The organism is Rhodoplanes sp. Z2-YC6860 (genome assembly GCF_001579845.1).
Taxonomy (GTDB): Bacteria; Pseudomonadota; Alphaproteobacteria; order Rhizobiales; family Xanthobacteraceae; genus Z2-YC6860.
The window spans coordinates 6,188,700-6,210,586 of sequence record NZ_CP007440.1 but is presented as its reverse complement, the minus strand read 5'-3'; the positions used below and the strand labels follow the sequence as shown (position 1 = coordinate 6,210,586).

Sequence of the window (21,887 nt, the reverse complement as noted above, 5' to 3'; positions counted from 1 at the left end):
CGCGGCGCTTTCGTTTCATCGTTGACAGGACAAGGGGCAGGACCATGAAGGCTGGTGTTGCGTCGCCGAGCGGCGTTGTCATTGCGGACGTACCCGCGCCCAAGCCGAAGCCCTCCGATATCCTGATCAAGATCAAAGCCATTGCGCTCAACCGCGCCGATCTCGGCTCGGCGCGCGGTGACACCAGCCATGGCGCCGCCACAGGCCGGCCGGTCGGCAGCGAGTTTTCCGGTGAGGTGGTCGAGGTCGGCGGCGAGGTGCACGACTTCAAAGTGGGCGACCGGGTGATGTGCCACAGCCCCGGCAGCCACGCCGAATATGCGGTCAGCGATTATGGCCGCGCCATGAAGGTGCCGGACAGCATGGGCTTCGAGCAAGCGGCGACCCTGCCGATCGGGCTCAACACGCTGCACAACGCGCTGGTCACCGCGGGCCGTATGAAGGCCGGCGAAGCCGTGATGGTGCAGGGCGCGAGCTCCGGCGTCGGCCTCATCGGATTGCAGATCGCCAAGCTGATGGGCGCCAAGCTCGTCGTCGGCACCTCGACCAATGAAGCGCGCCGCGCACGCCTCAAGGAGTTCGGCGCCGATCTCGCGGTCGACACCCGTGATCCGAAATGGCCGCAGCAGGTGCTCGAGGCGACCGGCGGCAAGGGCGTCAATCTCACGGTCGACATGCTGTCGGGGCCGACCGTGAGCCAGACCATGGAGGCGACCGCGCTGCTCGGCCGTATCGTCAACATCGGCCGGCTCGCCGGCATGAAGGCCGAGTTCGATTTCGATCTGCATGCGAGAAAGCGCATCGATTACATCGGCGTGACATTCCGCACCCGCACCGTGGAAGAGGTGCGCGACATCCTCATAAAGATGCGTTCCGACCTGTGGGACGACGTGAAGGCCGGCCGCATCCGCGTGCCGATCGACAAGACCTATCCGCTCAGTGAGGCGCGCGCCGGCCACGAGCACATGCGCGCCAACCAGCACTTCGGAAAAATATTGCTGATCCCGTAAAGCCAATACCGGCATTGAGACACGCCCGGGAAGGGCGCAGACTTGGGCTTCGCACGCCATCATCAGAATGGCGGTGTTTTGCCTGGGAGGTCTGACATGCCATCACGCCGACAGTTCATCCACACAACAGCAGCCGCGGGCGCAACGCTCGCGGTGCAGGGAATGTCCAAAGCCATGGCTCAATCCGAAAAGAAGCGCATGATCGTCGACGCGCAGGTCCATCTGTGGAAGGCCGAGTCAGAGGACTGGAAATGGGTGCCGGGGCGGAAGCCACAGCTGCCGGAGCCCTTCACCATCGAGAAGCTCGTGCCGATGATGGACGAGGCCGGCGTCGACCGCGTTGTCGTGGTGCCGCCGTCATGGCCGGGCGATCGCAACGACTACGCACTCGAAGCCGCGAAGCGCTATCCCAAGCGTTTCGGCATCATGGGGCGTATCGCGCTGGAGAAGCCGGAGTCGGCAGCATTGTTGCCGAAGTGGAAGGAGCAGCCGGGCATGCTCGGCATCCGGCTCACCTTCCAGCGCGAGCAGGCGGCGATGCTCGAGCACGCCAACTGGATTTTCCCGGCGGCCGAGAAGGCGGGCGTGCCGATCATGTTCTTTGCGCCGGACAACCTGCCGCGCTTTGCGCCCATCGCCGAGCGCCATCCCGGATTGGCGCTGATCATCGACCACATGGGCATGACCGCGGAGATCGGCAAGGAAGGGCGCACCAAGTCTGCGATCGACGAGGTGGTGAAGCTTGCGAAATACCCGAACGTCTCGGTGAAGGTGTCGGCGGCGGGGACTTTCTCCCAGGAGGCGTACCCATTCCGCGACACGTCCGAGCACATCAAGCGCTGCTTCGATGCCTACGGTCCGCAACGCTCGTATTGGGGCACGGACATGACGAACTCTTTCGCCAAGGCGACCTACCGCCAGCGCATCGAGCAGTTCACCAAGGAGTTGTCGTTCCTGTCCGAGGAAGACAAGGACTGGGTGATGGGCAAGGCGATCCTGAAGCGGCTGAACTGGGCTTAAGCGCGGCACTTCTTCAAGCCGCGACCACACTCTCTCACCGTCATCCTGAGGCGCGAGCGAAGCGAGCCTCGAAGGATGCGGCCCCGAAATCCCGGGCCGTCGCCCTTCGAGGCTCGGCCTTCGGCCGAGCGCCTCAGGGTGACGGGGATAGTTCGATCAGCGTTTCTTCAAGTTCGAGTATGGTGTCACCCCGCGATCTCGACACGCCGGCGGCGTACCGCAGGCGCGATCATCACGATCAAGATGCCGAGCGTCGCGATCAGGAAGGCGAGGCTGATTGGCCGGGTGAAAAACACCGACGGGTTGCCCTTCGACATCAGCATGGCGCGGCGCAGGTGCTCTTCCATCATCGGGCCAAGCACGAAGCCGAGCAGCATCGGCGCCGGGCTGCAGCCGAGTCTGATCCAGATGAAGCCGATCACGCCGAAGATCGCGGTAAGATAGATCTCGAATGACGAGTTGTTGACGCTGTAAATGCCGATGGCCGAGAACGCCATGATAGCGGGAAACAGCAGCCGATAGGGTACCCTCAGAAGCTTCACCCAGAGCCCGATCATCGGCAGATTGAGCACCACGAGCAGGGCGTTGCCGATCCACATGCTGGCGACGAGACCCCAGAACAATTCGGGCCGCGTGGTCATGACCTCCGGCCCCGGCTGAATGCCCTGGATCGTGAGTGCGCCGAGCATCAGCGCCATGACGCCCGAAGCGGGCAGGCCGAGCGCCAGCATCGGGATGAATTTGCATTGCGCATCGGCATTGTTGGCCGACTCCGGTCCGGCAACGCCTTCGATCGCGCCCTTGCCGAAGCGCGACGGGTCCTTCGCAAGCTTCTTCTCCACCATGTAGGAGGAGAACGATGCGATGGCCGGCCCGGTGCCGGGCAGAACGCCGAAGAACGAGCCGAGCAAGGTGCCGCGCGTGATCGGGCCGATCGAGGCTTTCATGTCTTCCATGGTCGGCATCAGGTTTTTCACCTTCTCAGTAAACACCGCGCGCTTCTCGGGGTCGCCGAGATTGGCGACGATCTCGCCGATGGCGAACACGCCGACAGCGACCACGATGAAGCCGATGCCGTCGGACAATTCGGTGATGCCGAATGAGAAGCGCTGCACGCCGGTGTTGACGTCGGTGCCGACGATGCCAAGCAGCAGGCCCATCACCACCATGGAGATCGATTTGACGATATCGCCCTGCGCAAGCACGGCGGCGGCGACAAGACCCATCAGCATCAGCGAGAAATATTCCGGCGCGCCGAAGTTCAGTGCGAGATCGGCGAGCGACGGGCCGGCGATGGCAATGAGCAGCGTGCCGAAGGTGCCGGCGGCGAACGAGCCAATCGCCGCGATCGCGAGCGCCGGGCCCGCGCGGCCCCGCCGCGCCATCTGGTAGCCGTCGATGCAGGTGACGACCGCAGAGGTCTCACCCGGCAGATTGACCAGGATGGCGGTTGTCGAGCCGCCATACTGTGCGCCGTAATAGATGCCGGCTAGCATGATCAGCGCGCCGACCGGGGCGACGTTGAAGGTGATCGGCAGCAGCATCGCGATGGTGGCGAGCGGGCCGATGCCGGGCAGCACGCCGATCAAGGTGCCGACTGACACGCCGATCAGGCAATACAGCAGGTTCTGCCAGGAGAACGCGACCTCGAAGCCGAAAATCAGATTGTGGAAAAGGTCCATGGCAGTGCGTCACCAACCGACGATGAGCGGATAGGGCAGTCCCAGCCCCCAGATGAACAGCGCCACGCAGAACGCGGTGAGACCGACCGCGAGCAGCAGCACTTCGACAAGCTTGAATTCGGTGCCGGCCGCAGCCGACCCCACGATCAGCGCGAGCAACGCCGGTATGAAACCCGCGCGGTCGATCAGGAGGCCGAACAGCACCAGCGCGGCCGGCAGCACGATCAGCGGCCGCAGCGGCCAGTTACCTTCGATCTTTTCGTTTCGCTTGAGACCGACCGCGACGAAATACAGGCCGAACAGCACCAATGCGGAGCCGAGCACGGTAGGGAAATAGCCCGGTCCCATGCGCAGCGAGGTGCCGAAGTTGTAGTCCCGGGCGATGATGACCGCGGTCGCGCCGGTCACGATCAGCATGATGCCGGCCCAGAAGTCGCGATTGCTGCGGAATTCAAGCTGCATGGATTCTCGGTGCTTACCCCGACCTCATCCTGAGCAGCGGTGCGTAGCACCGCGTCTCGAAGGATGGGGCGGCCCCATCTGTGGCGGCCTCATGCTTCGAGACGCATCGCTGGCGCGACGCTCCTCAGCATGAGGCCCGGTGAGTGTGTCACGAGTGGTGGGAAACAGCTACTCGGCTTTGATACCGCCCTTTTTTACCACCTGTTCCCACTTCTTCATTTCGCTGACCATGTAGGCGCCGAACTCGGCCGGCGATTTTCTCATCACCACCGCGCCCTCGGTGGCGAACTGCTTCTCGACTTCCGGCGAGTCCTGCGCCGCGGTGAGTGCGGCGTAGACCTTGTCAATGATGGGCTGTGGCGTTCCGGCCGGCGCGACGATGCCCCACCAGTTCACGGCCTCGTAGGTCGGCACGGTCTCGGAGACCGAGGGAACGTCCGGCAGCACCTTGCTTCGCTCCTTGGAGCCCACGCCGATGGCGCGGAGCTTGCCGGTCTTGATGTGCGGTGTGGTCTGCACCAGCGACGAGAACATCACCTTGGTGTGGCCGCCGATCACGTCGATCATGGATGGGCCGCCGCCCTTGAACGGCACATGCAGAATATCGACGCCGGCTTCGAGCTTGAACAACTCGCCGCCGAGATGCTGGAAGCTGCCGATGCCGGCCGAGGCGTATTGCAATTCGCCCGGCTGCTTCTTGGCGAGATCAAAGAGTTCCTTGATCGAATGCACCGGCAGGCTCGGATGCACGACCACGACGTTCGGTCCGGCGCCCATGATGCCGATCGGCACGAAATCCTTGATCGGATCGTAGGGCAATTTGTAGAGCCACGGATTGACCGCGTGTGCGAGCGAAATCACGAGCAGCGTGTAGCCGTCCGGCGGCGCATGCGCGGCGATCTCGGTGCCGACCACGCCACCGGCGCCGGCGCGATTGTCGATGATCACCTGCTTGCCGAGCTTGTCGCTGAGCGCGGTGCCGATCATGCGGCCGACCACGTCGTTGCTGCCGCCCGGCGGGAACGGGATGATCAGCCGCACCGGGCGGTTCGGATAGTCGGATTGGGCCAGCGCGGGTGCGGCCAGTGCCAGCAGCATGCCTGCGGCGGCAAGACTTGTGGCTATAAGGCTTGCGACTACAAGATTTGCAGCCACAAAGCGTCTCGAACGAACGGATCGCATCAATTTCCCTCCCGTTATTGGGCCGACAGTTCGGGCGTCGTCATCGTGTCGATGCCGCCGCCGCACCAGGCCGTTATTTATCCTCGCGCGTGCGAGGTCGTGCGTCGCCCTTTTCCGGACTTATGGATACATCATGTCCCCGGCGTAACAAATGCCTTGGAAAATCTTCCGGCGCGCCCGCGACAAAATGAGCCTGGGCCCTCAGAACTTGATCTCTTGGATCTGCTTCGCCCGTGCGGTCGCGGCCCCGAGCAGGAATGCCAGGTCGGTCCCGGTCGAGACATAGCGGGCACCCAGCCGCACATATTCGGCCATCAGGTCAGGCCTGCTCGAAAGTCCGCCGACGCCACAGTGCTTGCCGTGCCGGCGGCAGGCCGCGATCACGGTCTCATAAATCTCGCGCACCTTGGGGTGGTCATATTGCCCGGCGAGTCCCATGTCGCCCAGCATGTCGTTCAATCCGACCAGCACGATGTCGACGCCTTCGACCGCGACGATCTCGTCGGCCTTGGGCAGGCAATCCGCCGACTCGAACTGCACGATCACCATGGTCGCGTCGTTGATCGCCCGCGCGGTCTCCTCGGCCGGAAACGAGCGGTAACGCAGATGCGCAAACGCGCCGGTGTTGGAGCGCTCGCCGAGCGGGGGGAGCTTTGCGGCCTTGACCACCTCGCGAGCCTCTGCGGCCGAACGCACATGGGGTGCGATGACGCCGAGCGCGCCAGCATCGAGAATGCGTGAAATATAGTCAGGTGTATTGGCCGGCACCCGCACAGCGGGCATCACGCCGAGGTCCAGACAGGACATGCAAATCTGCCCTGTGGCATCGAGCGTCAGCGGCGAATGCTCCAGGTCGATGTAAAGCATGTCGAAGCCCGCGGTCTTGGCGATCCGGGCGATCTCGATCGATCGGCTGAGCCGTACCGTCATGGAGGAGACGACCTCGCCGCGGGCGAGCTTTTCTTTGACGGGGTTCCGCAACAGGTCGCTGGCTGGGCTCAAGAGGGGGCACTCCGGATATGCGGCCAATGCGCTTGGCCGGGCCTCGGGGCAGGGGGTATGCTGGCTTTGAGGAAACGCCAGCCCGCTACGCCAGCCCTGGGGACCGGAGTGTCATGAAGTACGATACCAACTTCAAGTCGGTCAAAGACCAGGTGTCGCCCGAGGAGTGGACGGCCCGGGTCGAGCTTGCCGCCTGCTACCGGCTGATCGATCAGTATGGGATGACGGACCTGATCTACAACCACGTCACGTCGCGGATTCCCGGCACCGAGCACCTGCTGATCAACCTCTATGGGCTCCTCTACAAGGAGATCACCGCGTCGAGCCTGGTGAAAATCGATGTCGAGGGCGAGATCATCCACAAGCCCGATACCGATTACGGCATCAACAAGTCCGGCTATGTGATCCACGGTGCGATCCACAAGGCGCGGCCGGACGTCAAATGCGTGCTGCACACCCACACCCGCGCCGGTATCGCGGTGTCGGCGATGAACTGCGGGCTTCTGCCGCTGTCGCAGACCTCGATCCGCTTTCACAACCACATCGGCTATCACGACTTCGAGGGACCGGCGGTCGATCTCGAAGAGCGCGAGCGGATCGTGGATGACCTCGGCGAACACAACGCGCTTGTCATGAAGAACCACGGCCTGCTCACCTGCGGGCCGTCGGTGCCGGAGGCCTTCAATCTGATGTACCAGCTTGAGCAATCCTGCCGCTCCCAGGTCGATGCCATGGCGGCACGCACGGAGCTCAATGTGCCGGGCGAGAACGTGCTGGCGCACACCGCGCATCTCTACCAGCCGGGCACGCGGCGGCCCTACGGCGTGCTGGAATGGCCGGCCATGCTGCGGCTTCTCGACGCTGAGCAGAAGAATTCCGCCTATCCGCCGTACTGGCACTAAGACCGGGATTGTGCCAATCGTCCGCCGATGAAGCCCGCACCGTTTGAATACTCCCGTCCGGCGGACATCGATGAGGCCTGCGCCATGCTTGCCGCTGACGATGGCGCACGCGTGATCGCGGGCGGCCAGACGCTGGTGCCGCTGATGGCCATGCGGCTTGCCCGGCCGACCCGGCTCATTGATATCGCTCGCATTCCGGGGCTCTCGTTCGTGCGGGAGCAGGGCGCCTCCGTGGTGGTCGGGGCGGCGACGAAACAGCATGTGATCGAGAGCGATCCGCTGATCGGCGCGAAGGTTCCGCTGCTCGCCAAGGTGATGCCTTTTGTCGGGCACAGCGCGACCCGGGCGCGCGGCACCGTCGGCGGCTCGATCGCCAACGGCGACGCCGCGGCCGAGATCGTGCTGGTCGCCGTTACCCTCGAAGCGACGCTGGTCTGGCGGGAGAACGGCAAGGATCATGAAATGCCGGCCGCCGAGTTTTTCCTGGGGCCGATGGTGACGTCGCTGCCGCTCGCAGCCTGTCTCAAGTCGGTGAGCTTTCCGGTCTGGCACGAGCCGCGGGTGGGCGTGGGCTTTCATGAGGTCAACGCAAGGCAGAGCGATTTTGCGTTTGTGTCCGCCGCGGCACAGCTCGCGCTCGATGCCGAAGGATTGTGCACGAGCGCGACGATCGGTCTGGGCGCTGCGACGGCAGTGCCGATGCGGCTCGACGCGGTGGCCGACACATTGATCGGCATCGCTTTCGACGAGGCCAGGGTTCGGGCGGCCGCCAAGGCGGCGCTCGCCGATGTCGAGATGCTGGCCGATCTGCACGCTTCGGCCGACTATCGCCGCCGGGTCGCCGTCACCATGGTGGTGCGTGCCGTCGCCGACGCCTACCAATCCGCTGCGGGGCGTTCATGAAGGTCGAGCTCGACATCAATGCAGAGACCCGCACCGTCGAGGTCGAGCCGCGCACCAGCCTGCTCGACTGTCTGCGGGACAAGCTTCAGCTCAACGGCGCCCATGCCGGCTGTGAGCACGGGGTCTGTGGCGCCTGCACGGTGCTGATCGACGGCACCGCGGTGCGCTCCTGCCTGATGTTCGCCGTGCAGGCCGATGGTTATGCCATCACCACCATCGAGGGCCTTTCGCCTGGGCCTGGCGAACTTTCGATTCTGCAGGACGCGTTCTGCGAGACACACGGCATGCAGTGCGGCTACTGCACACCGGCGATGATCCTCGCCGCGCATTCGCTGCTGTTGAAGAACGCCGCGCCGACCCGCGAGGAGATCGTCGACGCGATCTCCGGCAACATCTGCCGCTGCACCGGCTACGCGCAGATCGTTGAGGCGATCGCGCTCGCGGCCGAACGGATGCGTGGCCAGAACCAGCCACAGGACGCGACACCATGAGCGCGCCGGAAAAAAGATTCCGCTTCATCTCCTCCGATCGTCGCGTGCGCGAGGACCGCCGGTTCGTGGTCGGCAAGGGCAATTTCGCCGCCGATATCGTGCCGCAAGGCGTCAAGCATGTCGCGCTGGTGACCTGTCCGCACCCGGCGGCGAAGATCGTCTCGATCGATAAGTCCGCAGCGCTGGCCATGCCGGGCGTGCACTACGTGCTCGACGGCGCCGAGCTGGCCGGTGCGACCAACGTGCTCGCGTCCGGCTTGGAAACACCGAACGTGCCGCGAAGGCCCTTGGCGGTCGATGTGGCACGCTATGCCGGCGAATGGGTCGCGGCGGTGGTCGCAGACAGCCGGGCGCTCGCCGAGGACGCGGCCGAGCTGATTGCGGTCGAATACGAACCGCTGCCCTTCGTTCTCGATGGCGAACAGGCCTACAAGGGCGGCGTGCTGGTCCACCCGGCCCATGGCACGAACGTGCTGCTCGACCGCACCTTCGTGTGGGGCGAGGTCGAGAAGGATTTCACGGCGAGCCCGCACAAATTCCGTCATGTCGTGAAATGGGGCCGCAGCGCCACCGTGCCGGTCGAGACCTTCGGCGTCACGGCAAGCTGGGACCCCTGGCGGGAGATGCTCGACGTCTGGGCTTCGATCCAGATGCCGAAATATCCCGACCAGATCGCGATGACGATGAAGCTGCCGATGTCGTCGGTGCGCGTGCACTACGACGTCGATGTCGGCGGCAGCTATGGCGTCAAGCGCGGCATCAAGCACACCATTCTGGTCGCCTATTTGACGCGCCGTCTCGGCATGCCGATCCGCTTCATCGAGGACCGGCTCGAGAACATGCGCGGCGGCGACATGCACGGGCCGGAGCGCAACTTCGACGTCGAGGTGGCGTTCGACAACCAAGGCATCATCCGCTCGATGAAGATGCGGGCGCTCGACAATGTCGGCGCCTATGCGGGCCGCTCGCCGTTTCAATTGGGCAAGCCGGTCGGCGCCATCGTCGGGCCTTACAAGATCAAGAGCGTGCAGTACCAGGCGATCGCGGTGCTCTCGAACAAGACCGTGCAGGAGGCGGTGCGCGCGTTCGGGCAGTCTCCGACCAACTACGCGATCGAGCGCACCATCGAGGAGGTCGCCAACAAGCTTGGCCTCGACCGGCTCGAAGTGCGCCAGCGCAATATGATCCGGCCCGATGATTTTCCATACCTCATTCCGAGCGGCTCGACCTACGACAGCGGCAATTATCAGGCCGTGATCGAAAAGGTGCTGGCCAAGGCCGGCTATGAGGCCCTGGTCGCCGAACGCGACCGGCTGCGCGAAGCGGGCACGCTCGCCGGCATCGGCATTGCGTCGTGCCTCGAGCCCTCCGGCGGCAACTCGTCGTTCGAGCCGCTGCTCAATCCCAAGGTCGGCACCACGACCTGGATGGACTCCTGCCGCATCAGCATCGACCTCGTTGGTTCGATCACGGCGACCATGCACACGACGTCGGCGGGGCAGGGCCATGAGACCCTGGTCGGCACGGTGGTCGGCGAGGTGCTGGAGGTCGATCCTGACAAGGTGCGGGTCGTGCGCGCGGACTCGCTCAATTCACTACCGAGCAACAGTCCGGTCGGCAGCCGCATGGCGATCATGCTGGGTGGCGCCGCGTTCCATGCAGCCAAAAAGCTCAAGGCCAAGCTCGTCGCCATCGCGGCGCACGATCTCGGCGTGCCGCTTGAACGGATGACCTATCAAAACGGCGATGTGTTCGACGCGTCGTTGCCGGACAAGAAGCGGACCTGGACCGAGCTCGTCACCATCGGCCACCGCTACATTCACCGCCTGCCGCCGGACATGGAGCCCGGGCTGTCGGTGAGCCACATCATGCCGGTGCCGACCGGCGGCGGCCTGCCGACCGCGGACGGCCGGGTGCAGATGTATCCGTGCTACTCGTTTGAGTTCCATCTGATGCTGGTGACCATCGACCCCGAGCTCGGCAAGCCCGAGATCAAGCGCTATGTCATCGGCCACGACTGCGGCGTCGTGATCAATCCGAAGATCGTGCGCGGCATGACCATGGGCGGCATTGCCCACGGAATAGGCGCTGCTCTGTACGAGGAGTTCGCCTATAACGACGACGGCCTGCTGGTGGCGCAGAATTTCATGGATTATCTGCTGCCGTCCGCCCATGAAGTGCCGCCGGTCGAGATCGTGCACCACGAAACCCCGTCGCCGCTGACGGTGTTCGGGCAGAAGGGTTCGGGCGAAAGCGGCTATCTCGGCGCGCCGGCGGCGGTGGCGAGCGCGGTCAACGATGCGATCCGGCCGCTCGGCATCGTGGTGAATTCGCTTCCCATCAAGGTGGCGCGGCTCGGCGACATGATCGCCGCGGCGCGCGAAGGGAAAGCGATATAGAAGTGAAAGGCAAACTCTCTCCGTTCGTCCCTGCTTTCGTGGGGACGAACGGAGAGAGTTGAGTTCAAAGCAACGATTGGAAGACGGAATGATCATCGATACCCACGGCCATCTGATCCCGCCGGACCTGCTCAATACCATCCGCAAGGAAGGTCCGAAGCTGCCGTCGCTGAAGATCATCGACAACGAGCACGGCCTGGCGCTGGGCTTCGGCAATGCCAAGCCGTCGCGGCCTGCGATGAAGGGCCTGAGCGATGTCACTGGCCGTCTTGCCTGGATGCAGAAGCAGGGTATCGACAAGCAGGTGAACGGCGGCTGGCCGGACTGGTTCGGCAGCGATCTGCCTGCGGCCGAGGGTGAGACCTGGTGCCGGATGTTCAACGACGCACTGCTCTCGGCCAGCAAGGCCGAGCCGAAGTTCGTGCCGCTGGCGACGTTGCCGCTCCAGGACGGCGCCCGCGCGGCGTCCGTGCTGAAGGCGGCGATGGCCGCAGGCTTCAGAGGGACGATGATCTCGACCTTGCCGCGCGGCATCGGCAGCGTGCTCGACGCGCCCGACCTGGAGCCGTTCTGGAAGGTCGCCGACGACACCGGCGCGGTGATCCACATCCATCCGGCCTTCGATGCGGGCGAAAGCCGCGTGCATGACTACGGCCTCGCCAACGGCGTCGGCCGCGTCGCCGATGCGGTGGTGGCGATCTCGCGGCTCGCCATGAGCGGGCATGTGACGCGATACAAGAACGCCAAGATCTTCGTGCCGATCGCCGCAGGTGGCCTGCCGATCGTCGTCGGCCGCCTCAAGCGCAACCACAGCATCACGCCGGGCACCCACGATCCGATGGAGGCGCTGAACCGCCTTTATACGGACACCATCGAGCACGACCCGCGGGTGCTGCGTTTTGTCATCGAGATGATGGGCGCAGACCGTGTCATGCTCGGTTCGGACATGCCATTTCCGATCGGCGATCACGAGCCGATGGATATCGTCAACAAAGCAGGCCTGAAACCGGATCAGGTGGCGGCGATCAGCGGCGGGACAGCCGCGAAGCTGTTCCGGATCAACTGAAAGAGCGAATTCAAAGGGAGGGCGACATGAAAACAAATCTTACCCGGCTGCCGGTGCTGGCTCTGGCTGCATCGGCATTGGCCTTCGGCTCCCTGTCGAGCGCTTATGCGCAAGCAGTCGAGAAGCTCACCATCGTGATCTTCGCGCCGCCCTCCCTCGGCGCGCTGTTGCCACCAGTGATCAAGGCGCAGAAGTTTGATATCGCGAACGGCCTCGACATCAATTTCGAGGAGCGCACGCCCGACGCCTACGCGACACAGTTCAACTCGGGCGAGTTCAAGGTCGGCGGCAGCGCCTCGCTGACCACCATGGGTCTCGCCGATGTGCGCGGCGTTAAGGTGAAGTACCTGTTCAACCTGTTCGACTTCTGGGGCACGGTGGTCACCTCGCGCGACAACGTCAAGACGCTGAAGGACCTGGAAGGCAAGGAACTCGCCGGCGCACGCTCCACCACGAACTATCAGATGTCGGAGTTCTTCGAGAAGCGCGCAGGCGTTGACCTGTCCAAGATCAAAGTCGTCAACACCGCACCGCCCGGCTTGATCAGCTACGCCATCGCGGATCGCGCAGACGCCATCCAGATCTGGGAGCCGGCGTACACGCTCCTGATCACCAAGAAACCCGGCATCCGCCTCGTCGATCTCAACATCGAGAAGGCCTGGAAGGACTTTGCCGGCGGCGGCACCATCCCGTATCTCGGTGTCGGCGCGCACAGCGACTGGGCCGATGCCAACCCGGACAAGGTGCAGAAGCTCTACACCATCTACAAGGCCGCGGTGGAATGGGTGCAGAAGAATCCGGAAGAGGCCGCGCCGCTCCTGGCCAAGGGCGCCGCGCCCGAGGAGTTGAAGGCCGTCGCCGCGATGATCAAGTCGAATGAACGGCTCGCCATGAAACTTACCAAGGCCGGCGACATCAAGAAGGACATCCAGGCGGTTTATAAGGCCGGTATGGATACCAACTATCTGCCGAGCATGCCGTCGGACGCCTCGATCTACGACAAGCCGTTGAAGTGATATCTTCGCGCCGATGAGCGTCAGTCCACGCATCAGACAGTTTCTCCAGGCGTCCGCCAGCATCGTGGTGCTGCTGGCCGCCTGGCAGATCGCGTCCTACTTCTTTCCGGACTACCTGTTTCCGCCGATCCAGAAGATCATTGCGCGCACCTGGCATATCCTGGTGACGTGGTCGGAGCTGTCACAGGTTCTGGAAACTGCGTTGCGTATCTTCATCGGTCTTGCCGGCGCCTTCGTCTTCGGTTCGCTGCTCGCGATCCCGATCGGCCGTTATCCCAAGATCGAAAGCTACGTCACGCCGTTCCTGGTGTTCCTGCAGGGCATCCCGGCGCTGTCCTGGGTGATCGTTGCCATCATCTGGTTCAAAGGCACCGAGTTCCGCATCGCCTTCATCATGATCATCACGACGCTGCCGGCGTTCACGTTCCAGGTGATCGATTCCTATCGCTCGATGTCCAAGGACCTGTTCGAGATGACCATGTCGTTCCGGCCGAGCGGCTGGACGCTGTTCCGCGTGCTGATCGTGCCGACGATCATTCCGGGCATTCTCACGGCATGGAAGATCAACCTCGGCAGCGCGGCGCGCGTCGTCGTGGTGGCCGAGCTCGTCGGCGCGACCGGCGGCGTCGGCTACGAGCTTCTGCGCCAGCAGCAATTGTTCGATATGGCCGGCGCGCTCGCCTGGACCATCCAGCTCGTTCTCTTTGTCCTTGTCGTTCAGCAGGTCATCGTTTGGGTCGAGAACTGGCTTCTGCGTTACCGGCCGGTTTCCGAGCGGGCGGCGTGACGAGCATGATCCCGAAAAGTGGGAACCGGTTTTCGGACAAGATCATGCTCAATGAGAAAGCTCTATGGCCGAACCGCTGATCCGCTTCGACAACGTCTCGAAGGACTTCACCAAGCCGGACGGCTCGGGGACGTTCACGGCCGTCGACAAGCTGTCCTTTACCATCGACAAGGGCGAGATCATCGCGGTGCTGGGCAAGACCGGCTGCGGCAAGTCGACGATGTTCAACCTGCTTTCGGGTCTGATCGAGCCGACCAGCGGCACGGTGAGCGTCACTGGCCACGATCCGTTCCGGGAGTTCAATTTCTTCCGTGGCAAGATCGGAATCGTGTTCCAGAACGACCGGCTGATGCCGTGGCGCTCGGCGCTCGACAACGTTGTGCTCGGGCTCGAAATCCTCGATCGGAAGCACAGCGACGCCGTGGCGATCGCCAAGCGCTGGCTGGCGCGGCTCGGCCTGTCGGGTCACGAGAACGACTGGCCGCATGCGCTGTCGGGCGGCATGCGCCAGCGCGTTTCGATCGCGCGGGCCTTTGCGGTCGAACCGGATATCCTGCTCTGCGACGAACCATTCTCGGCGCTCGACGAGATGACCGCGCGCGACCTGCGCGCCGAGTTCGTCCGCCTCGTGAAGCAGAACGGCAAGACCGCGGTGTTCATCACCCATCACATCAACGAGGCGATGGACATCGGCGACCGTGTGATGGTGTTTCACCGCCCAGCGCGCATCGCCTACGAGACGCGGCTTGATGAAGCTGCGCGCACCACCGGTCGCCAGCCGATCCAGGACGAAATCCTGAAGGTGCTGGGCCTCGAGGCCAAGGAAGCCAAACCGGCCGAATAGTGCTTACGCCACGCGGGTTTCGGCGCTGCCGGCTTGCGGCGTTTCCTTCAGACCGGCAGACGTGACGCCCGGCACCACTTCGATAGCGATGCCGGCCTTCCTGCAGCCCGCAAGCACATCATCCGTATTGTTCATAACGTCCGCGCCGCTGAGCCGCACCACGCGGCGGCCGGCCTTGGCGAGTCCGACCATCAGTTCGGCGACATCGTCACCAGCCCTGCCAACCAGAAGCTTCTTCGCTTCGCGCCGCGCGAAATCCAGCGTCTCCATAGACACCCGTTCGTCGAACAGGATCACGTCGGCCGACTGCAGCGCGCGCATCGCGCGCAGCGTCAGGAGCTCCGGATCGCCGGGGCCGGCGCCCACCAGCGTGACGGTGCCGTGTTCGACGCGCTCGCCCTCGGTCCGAGTCTGCTCGAGCAGGAGGTCATAGTCGGAGCCCTCTGGCTCCGCGTCAGGGTGCTTCACGGCGCGCTCGGTGAACAACTGCCAGAACCGCCGCTTGGCGTTGAACGACAGACCGGTGGCCTTGAGATCGGAACGCCAGCGCCGCGCCATCTCGGCCCAGCGGGCAAAGCCTCGCGGGATCAAGGTTTCGAGCTTGCCGCGGATGGCCTGGCCGAACACCGGTGACGCGCCGTCGGTGGAGATGCCGATCACGAGCGGCGAACGGTTGACGATGGCGCCGAACGAGAAGTCGCAGAATTTCGGATTGTCGACGACGTTGACCGGAACACCGGCCGCGCGTGCGGCGTCGGAGAAGCGCCGCGCGTCCTCGTCATTGTCGAAGGCGCCGACCGCGATCGCCATGCCGGCCATGTCCGCCGGCGTCCAGGCGCGGCGCTGGATGGTGACGGTGCCCTGCGGCGGATCGATCGCGAGCGCCACGATGTGATCGCAGGTTTCCGGCGCATAGACCGAGACCTCGGCGCCTGCGGCTGACAGAAGCTCCGCCTTCCAGGCTGCGCCTTGCGTGCCGCCGGCGACCAGGGCGCGGCGGCCTTCCAGCGCGAAGAACACCGGCAGCCGTGCCAGCGGCTCCATGCGCGCCGGCGGTGTGTGAGGAATTGCATGCGTCGTCAGTGTGGCGGTCATCGGAGAAACGCTCCTTCGAGGTTGCTCGGTTTCTTCGCATTGAGTTCGTGAGTGGCGATGCTTTCGATTTCCGGCAGGCACGTGCCGCACTTGGTGCCGGCGCGAAGCGCCTTGCCGATCTCAGCGGCGGTGGCCGCCTTGCCAGATGCAAGCGTTTCCTGAATGGCGGAAAGGCCGACGCTGAAACAGGCGCAGACGATCTGCCCAGGCTCGCTCAGTCCCATACGGCCGGTCATTTGGCCGAGCTCGCGCCATTGCGGTGGCGCTTCAGCGGGCCCCAGGAACAGCGCGCCTTCGAGCTGTTCGCCGTTGAAAGCTGCGGCGCGATAGATGCCGCGCCGCCGGTCGACATACTCGGTCAGCGTCGCGTCGGGAAAAAGGTTCGGCGCGAGCTCGCGCCATGCGGCTGGGGCGTCGTTGCTGGCGAAGGCGTAGCCGGTGATGTCGGGCAAAGCGAGTTCGATCCACCAGCTGTCGCGCGGGAAGGGCAGTGCCTCGCGCGACAGCGCAAAGCCGCGATAGGTGAAATCCACACGCTCCACGGCGACGGGCGTGGCCTTGGCCTCCGGCTGCCCGGAGAACGGATCGGTTTCCGGGGCCACCAGATCGCCGACACGAGCGCACGACGCGTTGGCTGCGCTCCAATGGATCGGCGCAAAGATCGAGCCGCGTTGCTGGCCGGCGCTGGTCACGACCTTGAGCAAGCACGATCCATGCCGGCTGTGGACACGGACGAAGCCGCCGTTGCTCAGGCCATAAATCTTGGCATCGAGCGGATGGATCTCCGCGAAGGGCTCGGGCTTGTGCGAGCCGAGCCTCGGGCTTTGCCCTGAACGCGTCATGGTGTGCCACTGATCGCGCAATCGCCCGGTGTTGAGCCGCAGCGGAAAATCGGCGCTGATGTCTTCGCGGAGCGCCGGGCGCTCGGGCGCGATGAAACGCGCCTTCCGATCCGGAGTGCTGAACTGCCCGTCGGCAAACAGCCGTTCGGTCCCGACGGTTTGGCTCGCGCGCACCGGCCATTGCACCGGCTCCAACGCGTCGTAGTCCTCGTCGGGCGCATTCGAAAGCCCGCCGAGGTCGAAGACGCGGGCGCCGTCATTCTCGAACGCGGACAGCGCCGCGTGCTCGCGGAAGATCCCGGCGGCGTTGCGATAGGAAAACGCGTCGCCATAACCGAGTTGCCGCGCCACCTGCGCGATGATCCACCAGTCGGGCTTCACCTCTTCGGGCATTGGCAGGAAAGCGCGCTGCCGGCTGATGCGCCGTTCGGAATTGGTCACCGTGCCGTCCTTCTCGCCCCACGCGGCGGCGGGCAGGAGCACGTGCGGCGCAGCCGACACCGTGTCGTTGCTCAACATGTTCTCAGACACGACGAACAGGTCGAGCTTGTTCAATGCCTCTCCCATCGCTCCGGCGCGCGGCAGCGACACCGCGGGGTTCGTGGCCATCACCCACAGCGCCTTGATCTCGCCCCGTTCGATGGCCTCGAACATCTGCACGGCCTTGAGTCCCTCGCGCTCGGCCATGCGTGGCGCGTTCCAGAACCGGCGCACCCGATCGACCTCGTCAGGTGCGAAGCCCATGTGCGCCGCAAGCATGTTGGCGAGGCCGCCAACCTCGCGTCCGCCCATCGCGTTGGGCTGGCCGGTCAGCGAGAACGGCCCCATGCCGGGCTTGCCGATGCGGCCGGTGGCGAGATGGCAATTGATGATGGCGTTGACCTTGTCGGTGCCCTGCGCCGACTGGTTCACCCCTTGCGAGAAGCAGGTGACGACCTTTTCCTTGGAGCGAAAAAGCTGGAAGAACTGCGCGATCTCGCCCTCGTCGAGGCCGGTGGCCGCGGCGGTCGCTGCCGCGTCGGGCGCGATCTCTCTCGCGCGCATCAGCGCCTCGGCAAAGCCATTCGTATGAGCGTCGATATAACGCTGGTCGAGCGCGCCGACCTCGGCGAGATACACAAGGAGGCCCGAGAACAATGCGGTGTCGCTGCCGGGTGCGATGGCCAGAAAAAGATCGGCCTCGTCGCCGGTCACGGTGCGGCGCGGATCGATCACCACGATTCTGGCGCTGCGCTCCTTGCGGTTCCGCGCGATGCGCTGGAACAGCACCGGATGGCACCAGGCCGTGTTGGAGCCGACCAGCACCACGAGGTTCGCCTGGTCGAGGTCTTCGTAGCTTCCCGGTACGACGTCCTCGCCGAAGGCGCGACGATGGCCGGCTACCGTCGATGCCATGCAAAGCCGCGAATTGGTGTCGACGTTGGCGGTGCCGAGGAAGCCTTTGGCGAGCTTGTTCGCGACGTAATAGTCCTCGGTCAGCAACTGACCCGAAAGATAGAACGCGCCCGCGCCGGGGCCATGCCGATCGATGACTTTGCGGAAGCCATCGGCGACCGCTGCGGTTGCCGTGTCCCAATCGACCTCCGCGTAGCTCTTGTCGGCGCGACGCAGCATCGGATGAAGGAGCCGGCCGCGGAGGCCAAGCGTCTCTTCCAGCGCAAAGCCCTTCGAACAGAGCCGTCCCGAATTCGCCGGATGATCGGGATCGCCGGTGGTGATCGCGCCGCCCGAGCCATCCGGCCGCGCCAGCACGCCGCAGCCGACGCCGCAATACGGGCAGGCGGTGCGGACGGGAGGCGGGAGTGGGACCGGCGCGTGCATGATCAGTAGACGTCCGCCTGATAGCGCCCGGCCTTCTTCAACTCGGCGATGAAGTGAACGGCTTCATTGGTGGTGCGCGCGCCGTGTGTGGCGACGATGTCGATCAGCGCGCGCTCGACGTCCTTCGCCATGCGCTGAGCATCGCCGCAGACATAGATGTGGGCGCCGTCGGCGATCCAGGTCCAGACCTCGCGGCCAGCCTGCAGCATGCGGTCCTGGACGTAGAACTTCTCGTCTCCGTCGCGCGACCAGGCGAGCGAGAGCCGTGTGAGCACGCCCGCGGCCTTCATGCCGTTGAGCTCGTCCTCATAGAAGAAATCGAAGTCGCGCTTCTGATGGCCGAAGAACAGCCAGTTCTTTCCGGGTGCTTTGGTGGCCATCCGCTCCTGCAGGAAGGCGCGGAATGGCGCGACGCCGGTGCCGGGCCCGATCATGATGATCGGCGCCTTTGGATCGGCGGGGAGGCTGAAGGCGTGCGCCTTCTGCACATAGACACGGAGCTTGCCGCCAGGATTAATGCGTCCGGCAAGGAAGGTCGAGGCGACGCCGAGCCGGGTGCGCTTGTTGACGTCGTAGCGCACCGCATCGACGGTGAGCGAGACGCGCCCCTTGATGGCCTTGGGCGACGACGAGATCGAGTAGAGCCGCGGCTGCAACGGATCGAGCGCTTCAACCAACGCCTCGGGGTCAGGTCGCACGCCGCGGAATTTCTCGATCGCGGCGAGCACGTCGAGGGTCGCCGCGTCGCCATCGGGGTCTTCGCCCGCGGCCAGCGCCTGGGCCTTCTTCCGGCGGTCGCCGCCGGTGATGTAGGAGAACAGCTGGAACAGCATGTCGGGGGCCGGCGACAGCGACACGCCGTCGGTCAGCACCTCGCGCAGCGTGCGCCCGCCGATCGGGAAATCCGCCGGCGCGTCGAGTGCCTGGAGCACGGCCTCGACCAGCCCGGGATCGTTGGTGGGAAACAGGCCGAAGGCATCGCCGACCGTGTAATCGAGATTGCTTTCGGAGAGATCGAACTCGACATGCCAGGTCTCTTTCGCCGAGCCTTTCTTGTTGAGACGCGTGCGCGAGACGAAGGTGGCCATCGCCGGGTTGTCGCGGGAACCCGGAGTGCGTTCGGGCCTCACCGCCAGCGGCGCTTCAATCTTGATCTCAGACTTGGCTTCTGAGACCGGAGCCGAACCGATCTCAGCATAGAGCGACTTCAGCATCCGGGTGGTTTCCTTACCACCCGGCACGCAGAGGTTCAGGCGTTCTTCGTTCTTGCTGAAGATCGCGTCGGCATATCGTGCGCAGTCATAACCGCATTGGCCGCAGTCCTGCTGACCCATGGCAGCCATCATCCGGCGGTTGAGCGCCTTGCCCTCGGCAAGCTTCATGCGCTCGGCAAGCGGCATGGTGAGGTCGTGCCACGGCGCGCCGTCGTTCTCCGCGTCGCCCATTTTTTCGCCAGGCATCGACGTCGAAGCGCTCTGCGGCGACGCAGCCACCGAGTCCGCGTCCAGAAGGCCCGCGAAGAAGTCGCCCAGCCAACCGCGCTGCTCGGCGCTGAACGGCGCGCTTTGCGGCACGATCGACGACAGCGGCGGACGGATCGGGGCGTTCATGCGCTTTAGGCCGCCTCGACGTAGTGATGGCGCTCGTACAGAAATTCCAACACCCGCTGGCGGGATTTCACGTAGGCGGCGTCGCCGGCCAGTGTCAGACGCTTGCGCGGCCGGGGGAGCGGCACGTCGAGGATCTCGCCGATATGCGCCGCGGGACCATTGGTCATCATCACAATGCGATCGGAGAGCAGCACCGCTTCGTCGACGTCATGGGTGATCATCAGCACGGTGTTTCCGAGCTTGGCATGGATCGCCATCACCGAGTCCTGCAGATGCGCCCGCGTGAGCGCATCGAGCGCGCCGAACGGCTCGTCGAGGAGGAGCACCTTCGGCTCCATCGCCAGCGCGCGGGCGATGCCAACGCGCTGCTTCATGCCGCCGGAAATTTCCGACGGCCGCTTGTCTTTGGCGTGGCCCATCTGCACGAGATCGAGATTGTGCATGATCCAGTCGTGGCGCTCCTGCTTCGACTTGGTCGAAGAGAACACCTTGTCGACCGCAATCTTGACGTTGGCGTAGACCGTGAGCCACGGCAGCAGCGAGTGGTTCTGGAACACCACGGCGCGATCCGGGCCAGGCTCGTTGACCTCCTTGTTCTCGAGGAGCACGCAGCCGGCCGAGACCGGCAGGAGGCCGGCCACCAGATTGAGCAGAGTGCTCTTGCCGCAGCCGGAGTGGCCGATGATCGAGACGAACTCGCCCTTCTCGACGGCGAGCGTGACGTCCTTCAATACCTCGGTCGTGGCGGAGCCGCGCTTGAAGCTTTTGTCGACGTGATCGATCTTGAGATACGGATAGGTCGGCATCGCTGTTGTCCTCGATTGGCCGGATTAATTGGCTGACGTGCCGCGGGTGACGATGGTCGCGACGAAGGCGACGATGCGGTCGAGCACGAAGCCGATGCCGCCGATGTAGGCCAGCGCGACCACGATGTCGGAGAGCCGCGAGGAGTTCCACGCGTCCCAGATGAAGAAGCCGATGCCGACACCGCCGGTCAGCATTTCGGCCGCGACGATGGCAAGCCACGACAGGCCGATGCCGATCCGCAGCCCCGTGAAGATGTAAGGCGCGGCCGACGGGATCATCACCTTGACGAAGAACTCGAAGTGGTTGAGCCGGAGCACCGCGGCGACGTTGCGGTAGTCCTGCGGAATGTTGCGGATGCCGACCGCGGTGTTGATGATGATCGGCCACACCGCGGTGATGAAGATCACGAAGATCGCCGACGGCTGGCTGTCGCGGAACGCGGCCAGCGAAATCGGCAGCCAGGCGAGCGGCGAGATGGTGCGCAGGATCTGGAAGATCGGATCGAGCCCGCGCATCGCCCAGACCGACTGGCCGACGAGAGCGCCGAGCAGGATGCCGATCACCGCGGCGAAGCCGTAGCCGATGGCGACGCGCTGCAGCGAAACCAGCACGCGCCAGCCAAGCCCGATGTCCTGTGGACCCGCGACGAAGAACGGATCGGTGATCAGGTCGCGGGCTTCGCTCCAGATCTTGGACGGCGAGGGGAGCGTCGCGCCCTGCTTCGAGCAGAGGATCTGCCAGACCAGCAGGATCAGTGCGATCATCACGAGCGGCGGGATCAGCTTGGCGGCGATGTCCTTCGCGGCCGGAAGCAGCTTGGTTTTCAGATAGCTTGCTTTCGGCGCCGGCAGGCGCAGCACTTCGCCGGCCGGGGCGAGTGGGATTGCGGCTGCGCTTTCTGTCTTAACGGCCTGCATGTTCATCGACTTTCTCCGTCCGAAGTGCA

The 21,887-nt window shown here is 64.5% G+C and carries 19 protein-coding genes; 10 read left to right on the top strand and 9 right to left on the bottom strand.

Annotation, left to right across the window (positions count from 1 at the left end):
• The first annotated feature begins 44 nt into the window (after positions 1-44).
• Positions 45-1,010, top strand: coding sequence for a quinone oxidoreductase family protein (locus RHPLAN_RS29055; RefSeq protein WP_068025717.1), 966 nt, complete (start codon positions 45-47; stop codon positions 1,008-1,010).
• A gap of 96 nt (positions 1,011-1,106) precedes the next feature.
• Positions 1,107-2,030 carry an amidohydrolase family protein gene (locus tag RHPLAN_RS29050; RefSeq protein WP_068025715.1) on the top strand — a complete coding sequence of 308 codons (924 nt, stop codon included), beginning with the start codon at positions 1,107-1,109 and terminating at the stop codon, positions 2,028-2,030.
• A 185-nt stretch (positions 2,031-2,215) separates the two neighbouring features.
• Here the strand turns inward: RHPLAN_RS29050 and RHPLAN_RS29045 are convergent, their stop codons facing one another.
• The 4 genes from RHPLAN_RS29045 to RHPLAN_RS29030 all read right to left on the bottom strand — a co-directional run bounded on the left by RHPLAN_RS29045 (position 2,216) and on the right by RHPLAN_RS29030 (position 6,358).
• Positions 2,216-3,712: a tripartite tricarboxylate transporter permease gene (locus tag RHPLAN_RS29045; protein WP_068025711.1), complete on the bottom strand. Its 1,497-nt coding sequence runs from the start codon at positions 3,710-3,712 to the stop codon at positions 2,216-2,218.
• 9 nt (positions 3,713-3,721) lie between these two features.
• Positions 3,722-4,174: a tripartite tricarboxylate transporter TctB family protein gene (locus RHPLAN_RS29040; protein ID WP_068025710.1), complete on the bottom strand. Its 453-nt coding sequence runs from the start codon at positions 4,172-4,174 to the stop codon at positions 3,722-3,724.
• A 168-nt stretch (positions 4,175-4,342) separates the two neighbouring features.
• Entirely contained in the window at positions 4,343-5,329 is a 987-nt protein-coding gene (locus tag RHPLAN_RS29035) for a tripartite tricarboxylate transporter substrate binding protein (RefSeq protein WP_198164548.1), read from the bottom strand.
• Positions 5,330-5,557: 228 nt separating this feature from the next.
• Positions 5,558-6,358 (bottom strand): HpcH/HpaI aldolase family protein, encoded by an 801-nt coding sequence (locus RHPLAN_RS29030; protein ID WP_068025706.1) that lies wholly within the window; start codon positions 6,356-6,358, stop codon positions 5,558-5,560.
• 113 nt (positions 6,359-6,471) lie between these two features.
• Between RHPLAN_RS29030 and RHPLAN_RS29025 the strand changes: the two genes are divergently transcribed.
• The 8 genes from RHPLAN_RS29025 (at position 6,472) to RHPLAN_RS28990 (ending at position 14,766) form a co-directional block, all read left to right on the top strand.
• Positions 6,472-7,260 (top strand): class II aldolase/adducin family protein, encoded by a 789-nt coding sequence (locus tag RHPLAN_RS29025; protein ID WP_068025704.1) that lies wholly within the window; start codon positions 6,472-6,474, stop codon positions 7,258-7,260.
• A gap of 27 nt (positions 7,261-7,287) precedes the next feature.
• Positions 7,288-8,163, top strand: a complete 876-nt coding sequence (locus tag RHPLAN_RS29020) for an FAD binding domain-containing protein (RefSeq protein WP_068025703.1) — start codon at positions 7,288-7,290, stop codon at positions 8,161-8,163.
• Positions 8,160-8,654, top strand: a complete 495-nt coding sequence (locus RHPLAN_RS29015; protein WP_068025702.1) for a (2Fe-2S)-binding protein — start codon at positions 8,160-8,162, stop codon at positions 8,652-8,654. The genes RHPLAN_RS29020 and RHPLAN_RS29015 overlap by 4 nt, the downstream gene beginning before the upstream one ends.
• Positions 8,651-11,053, top strand: a complete 2,403-nt coding sequence (locus tag RHPLAN_RS29010; RefSeq protein WP_068025693.1) for a xanthine dehydrogenase family protein molybdopterin-binding subunit — start codon at positions 8,651-8,653, stop codon at positions 11,051-11,053. Before RHPLAN_RS29015 ends, RHPLAN_RS29010 begins: the two co-directional genes overlap by 4 nt.
• A gap of 88 nt (positions 11,054-11,141) precedes the next feature.
• Positions 11,142-12,119 (top strand): amidohydrolase family protein, encoded by a 978-nt coding sequence (locus RHPLAN_RS29005; RefSeq protein ID WP_068025691.1) that lies wholly within the window; start codon positions 11,142-11,144, stop codon positions 12,117-12,119.
• Positions 12,120-12,145: 26 nt separating this feature from the next.
• Entirely contained in the window at positions 12,146-13,135 is a 990-nt protein-coding gene (locus tag RHPLAN_RS29000; protein ID WP_068025689.1) for an ABC transporter substrate-binding protein, read from the top strand.
• Between the two features lie 13 nt (positions 13,136-13,148).
• Positions 13,149-13,922, top strand: coding sequence for an ABC transporter permease (locus tag RHPLAN_RS28995; RefSeq protein ID WP_068025687.1), 774 nt, complete (start codon positions 13,149-13,151; stop codon positions 13,920-13,922).
• 64 nt (positions 13,923-13,986) lie between these two features.
• Entirely contained in the window at positions 13,987-14,766 is a 780-nt protein-coding gene (locus tag RHPLAN_RS28990; protein ID WP_068025685.1) for an ABC transporter ATP-binding protein, read from the top strand.
• Between the two features lie 3 nt (positions 14,767-14,769).
• On the opposite strand, the gene RHPLAN_RS28985 is transcribed toward RHPLAN_RS28990, so the two are convergent.
• The 5 genes from RHPLAN_RS28985 to ntrB are packed head-to-tail and all read right to left on the bottom strand — an operon-like array spanning position 14,770 to position 21,864.
• Positions 14,770-15,861, bottom strand: a complete 1,092-nt coding sequence (locus RHPLAN_RS28985; RefSeq protein WP_084245808.1) for a siroheme synthase family protein — start codon at positions 15,859-15,861, stop codon at positions 14,770-14,772.
• Positions 15,858-18,524, bottom strand: a complete 2,667-nt coding sequence (locus RHPLAN_RS28980) for a nitrate reductase (protein ID WP_068025679.1) — start codon at positions 18,522-18,524, stop codon at positions 15,858-15,860. Before RHPLAN_RS28980 ends, RHPLAN_RS28985 begins: the two co-directional genes overlap by 4 nt.
• Positions 18,525-18,526: 2 nt before the next feature.
• Positions 18,527-20,134 (bottom strand): sulfite reductase subunit alpha, encoded by a 1,608-nt coding sequence (locus RHPLAN_RS28975; RefSeq protein WP_068025675.1) that lies wholly within the window; start codon positions 20,132-20,134, stop codon positions 18,527-18,529.
• Positions 20,135-20,139: 5 nt separating this feature from the next.
• Complete coding sequence (locus tag RHPLAN_RS28970; protein WP_068025673.1) at positions 20,140-20,940, bottom strand: ABC transporter ATP-binding protein; 801 nt, start codon at positions 20,938-20,940, stop codon at positions 20,140-20,142.
• A 24-nt stretch (positions 20,941-20,964) separates the two neighbouring features.
• Positions 20,965-21,864 carry a nitrate ABC transporter permease gene (gene ntrB / locus RHPLAN_RS28965; protein WP_068025671.1) on the bottom strand — a complete coding sequence of 300 codons (900 nt, stop codon included), beginning with the start codon at positions 21,862-21,864 and terminating at the stop codon, positions 20,965-20,967.
• Between the last annotated feature and the right edge of the window lie 23 nt (positions 21,865-21,887).

Excerpts from the sequence above, each read along its gene's own strand:
- RHPLAN_RS29055 (WP_068025717.1), top strand. The coding sequence starts at position 45 with ATGAAGGCTGGTGTTGCGTCGCCGAGCGGCGTTGTCATTGCGGACGTA.
- RHPLAN_RS29050 (WP_068025715.1), top strand. The coding sequence starts at position 1,107 with ATGCCATCACGCCGACAGTTCATCCACACAACAGCAGCCGCGGGCGCA.
- RHPLAN_RS29045 (WP_068025711.1), bottom strand. The coding sequence starts at position 3,712 with ATGGACCTTTTCCACAATCTGATTTTCGGCTTCGAGGTCGCGTTCTCC.
- RHPLAN_RS29040 (WP_068025710.1), bottom strand. The coding sequence starts at position 4,174 with ATGCAGCTTGAATTCCGCAGCAATCGCGACTTCTGGGCCGGCATCATG.
- RHPLAN_RS29025 (WP_068025704.1), top strand. The coding sequence starts at position 6,472 with ATGAAGTACGATACCAACTTCAAGTCGGTCAAAGACCAGGTGTCGCCC.
- RHPLAN_RS29020 (WP_068025703.1), top strand. The coding sequence starts at position 7,288 with ATGAAGCCCGCACCGTTTGAATACTCCCGTCCGGCGGACATCGATGAG.
- RHPLAN_RS29015 (WP_068025702.1), top strand. The coding sequence starts at position 8,160 with ATGAAGGTCGAGCTCGACATCAATGCAGAGACCCGCACCGTCGAGGTC.
- RHPLAN_RS29010 (WP_068025693.1), top strand. The coding sequence starts at position 8,651 with ATGAGCGCGCCGGAAAAAAGATTCCGCTTCATCTCCTCCGATCGTCGC.
- RHPLAN_RS29005 (WP_068025691.1), top strand. The coding sequence starts at position 11,142 with ATGATCATCGATACCCACGGCCATCTGATCCCGCCGGACCTGCTCAAT.
- RHPLAN_RS29000 (WP_068025689.1), top strand. The coding sequence starts at position 12,146 with ATGAAAACAAATCTTACCCGGCTGCCGGTGCTGGCTCTGGCTGCATCG.
- RHPLAN_RS28995 (WP_068025687.1), top strand. The coding sequence starts at position 13,149 with ATGAGCGTCAGTCCACGCATCAGACAGTTTCTCCAGGCGTCCGCCAGC.
- RHPLAN_RS28990 (WP_068025685.1), top strand. The coding sequence starts at position 13,987 with ATGGCCGAACCGCTGATCCGCTTCGACAACGTCTCGAAGGACTTCACC.
- RHPLAN_RS28985 (WP_084245808.1), bottom strand. The coding sequence starts at position 15,861 with ATGACCGCCACACTGACGACGCATGCAATTCCTCACACACCGCCGGCG.
- RHPLAN_RS28980 (WP_068025679.1), bottom strand. The coding sequence starts at position 18,524 with ATGCACGCGCCGGTCCCACTCCCGCCTCCCGTCCGCACCGCCTGCCCG.
- RHPLAN_RS28975 (WP_068025675.1), bottom strand. The coding sequence starts at position 20,134 with ATGAACGCCCCGATCCGTCCGCCGCTGTCGTCGATCGTGCCGCAAAGC.
- RHPLAN_RS28970 (WP_068025673.1), bottom strand. The coding sequence starts at position 20,940 with ATGCCGACCTATCCGTATCTCAAGATCGATCACGTCGACAAAAGCTTC.
- ntrB (WP_068025671.1), bottom strand. The coding sequence starts at position 21,864 with ATGAACATGCAGGCCGTTAAGACAGAAAGCGCAGCCGCAATCCCACTC.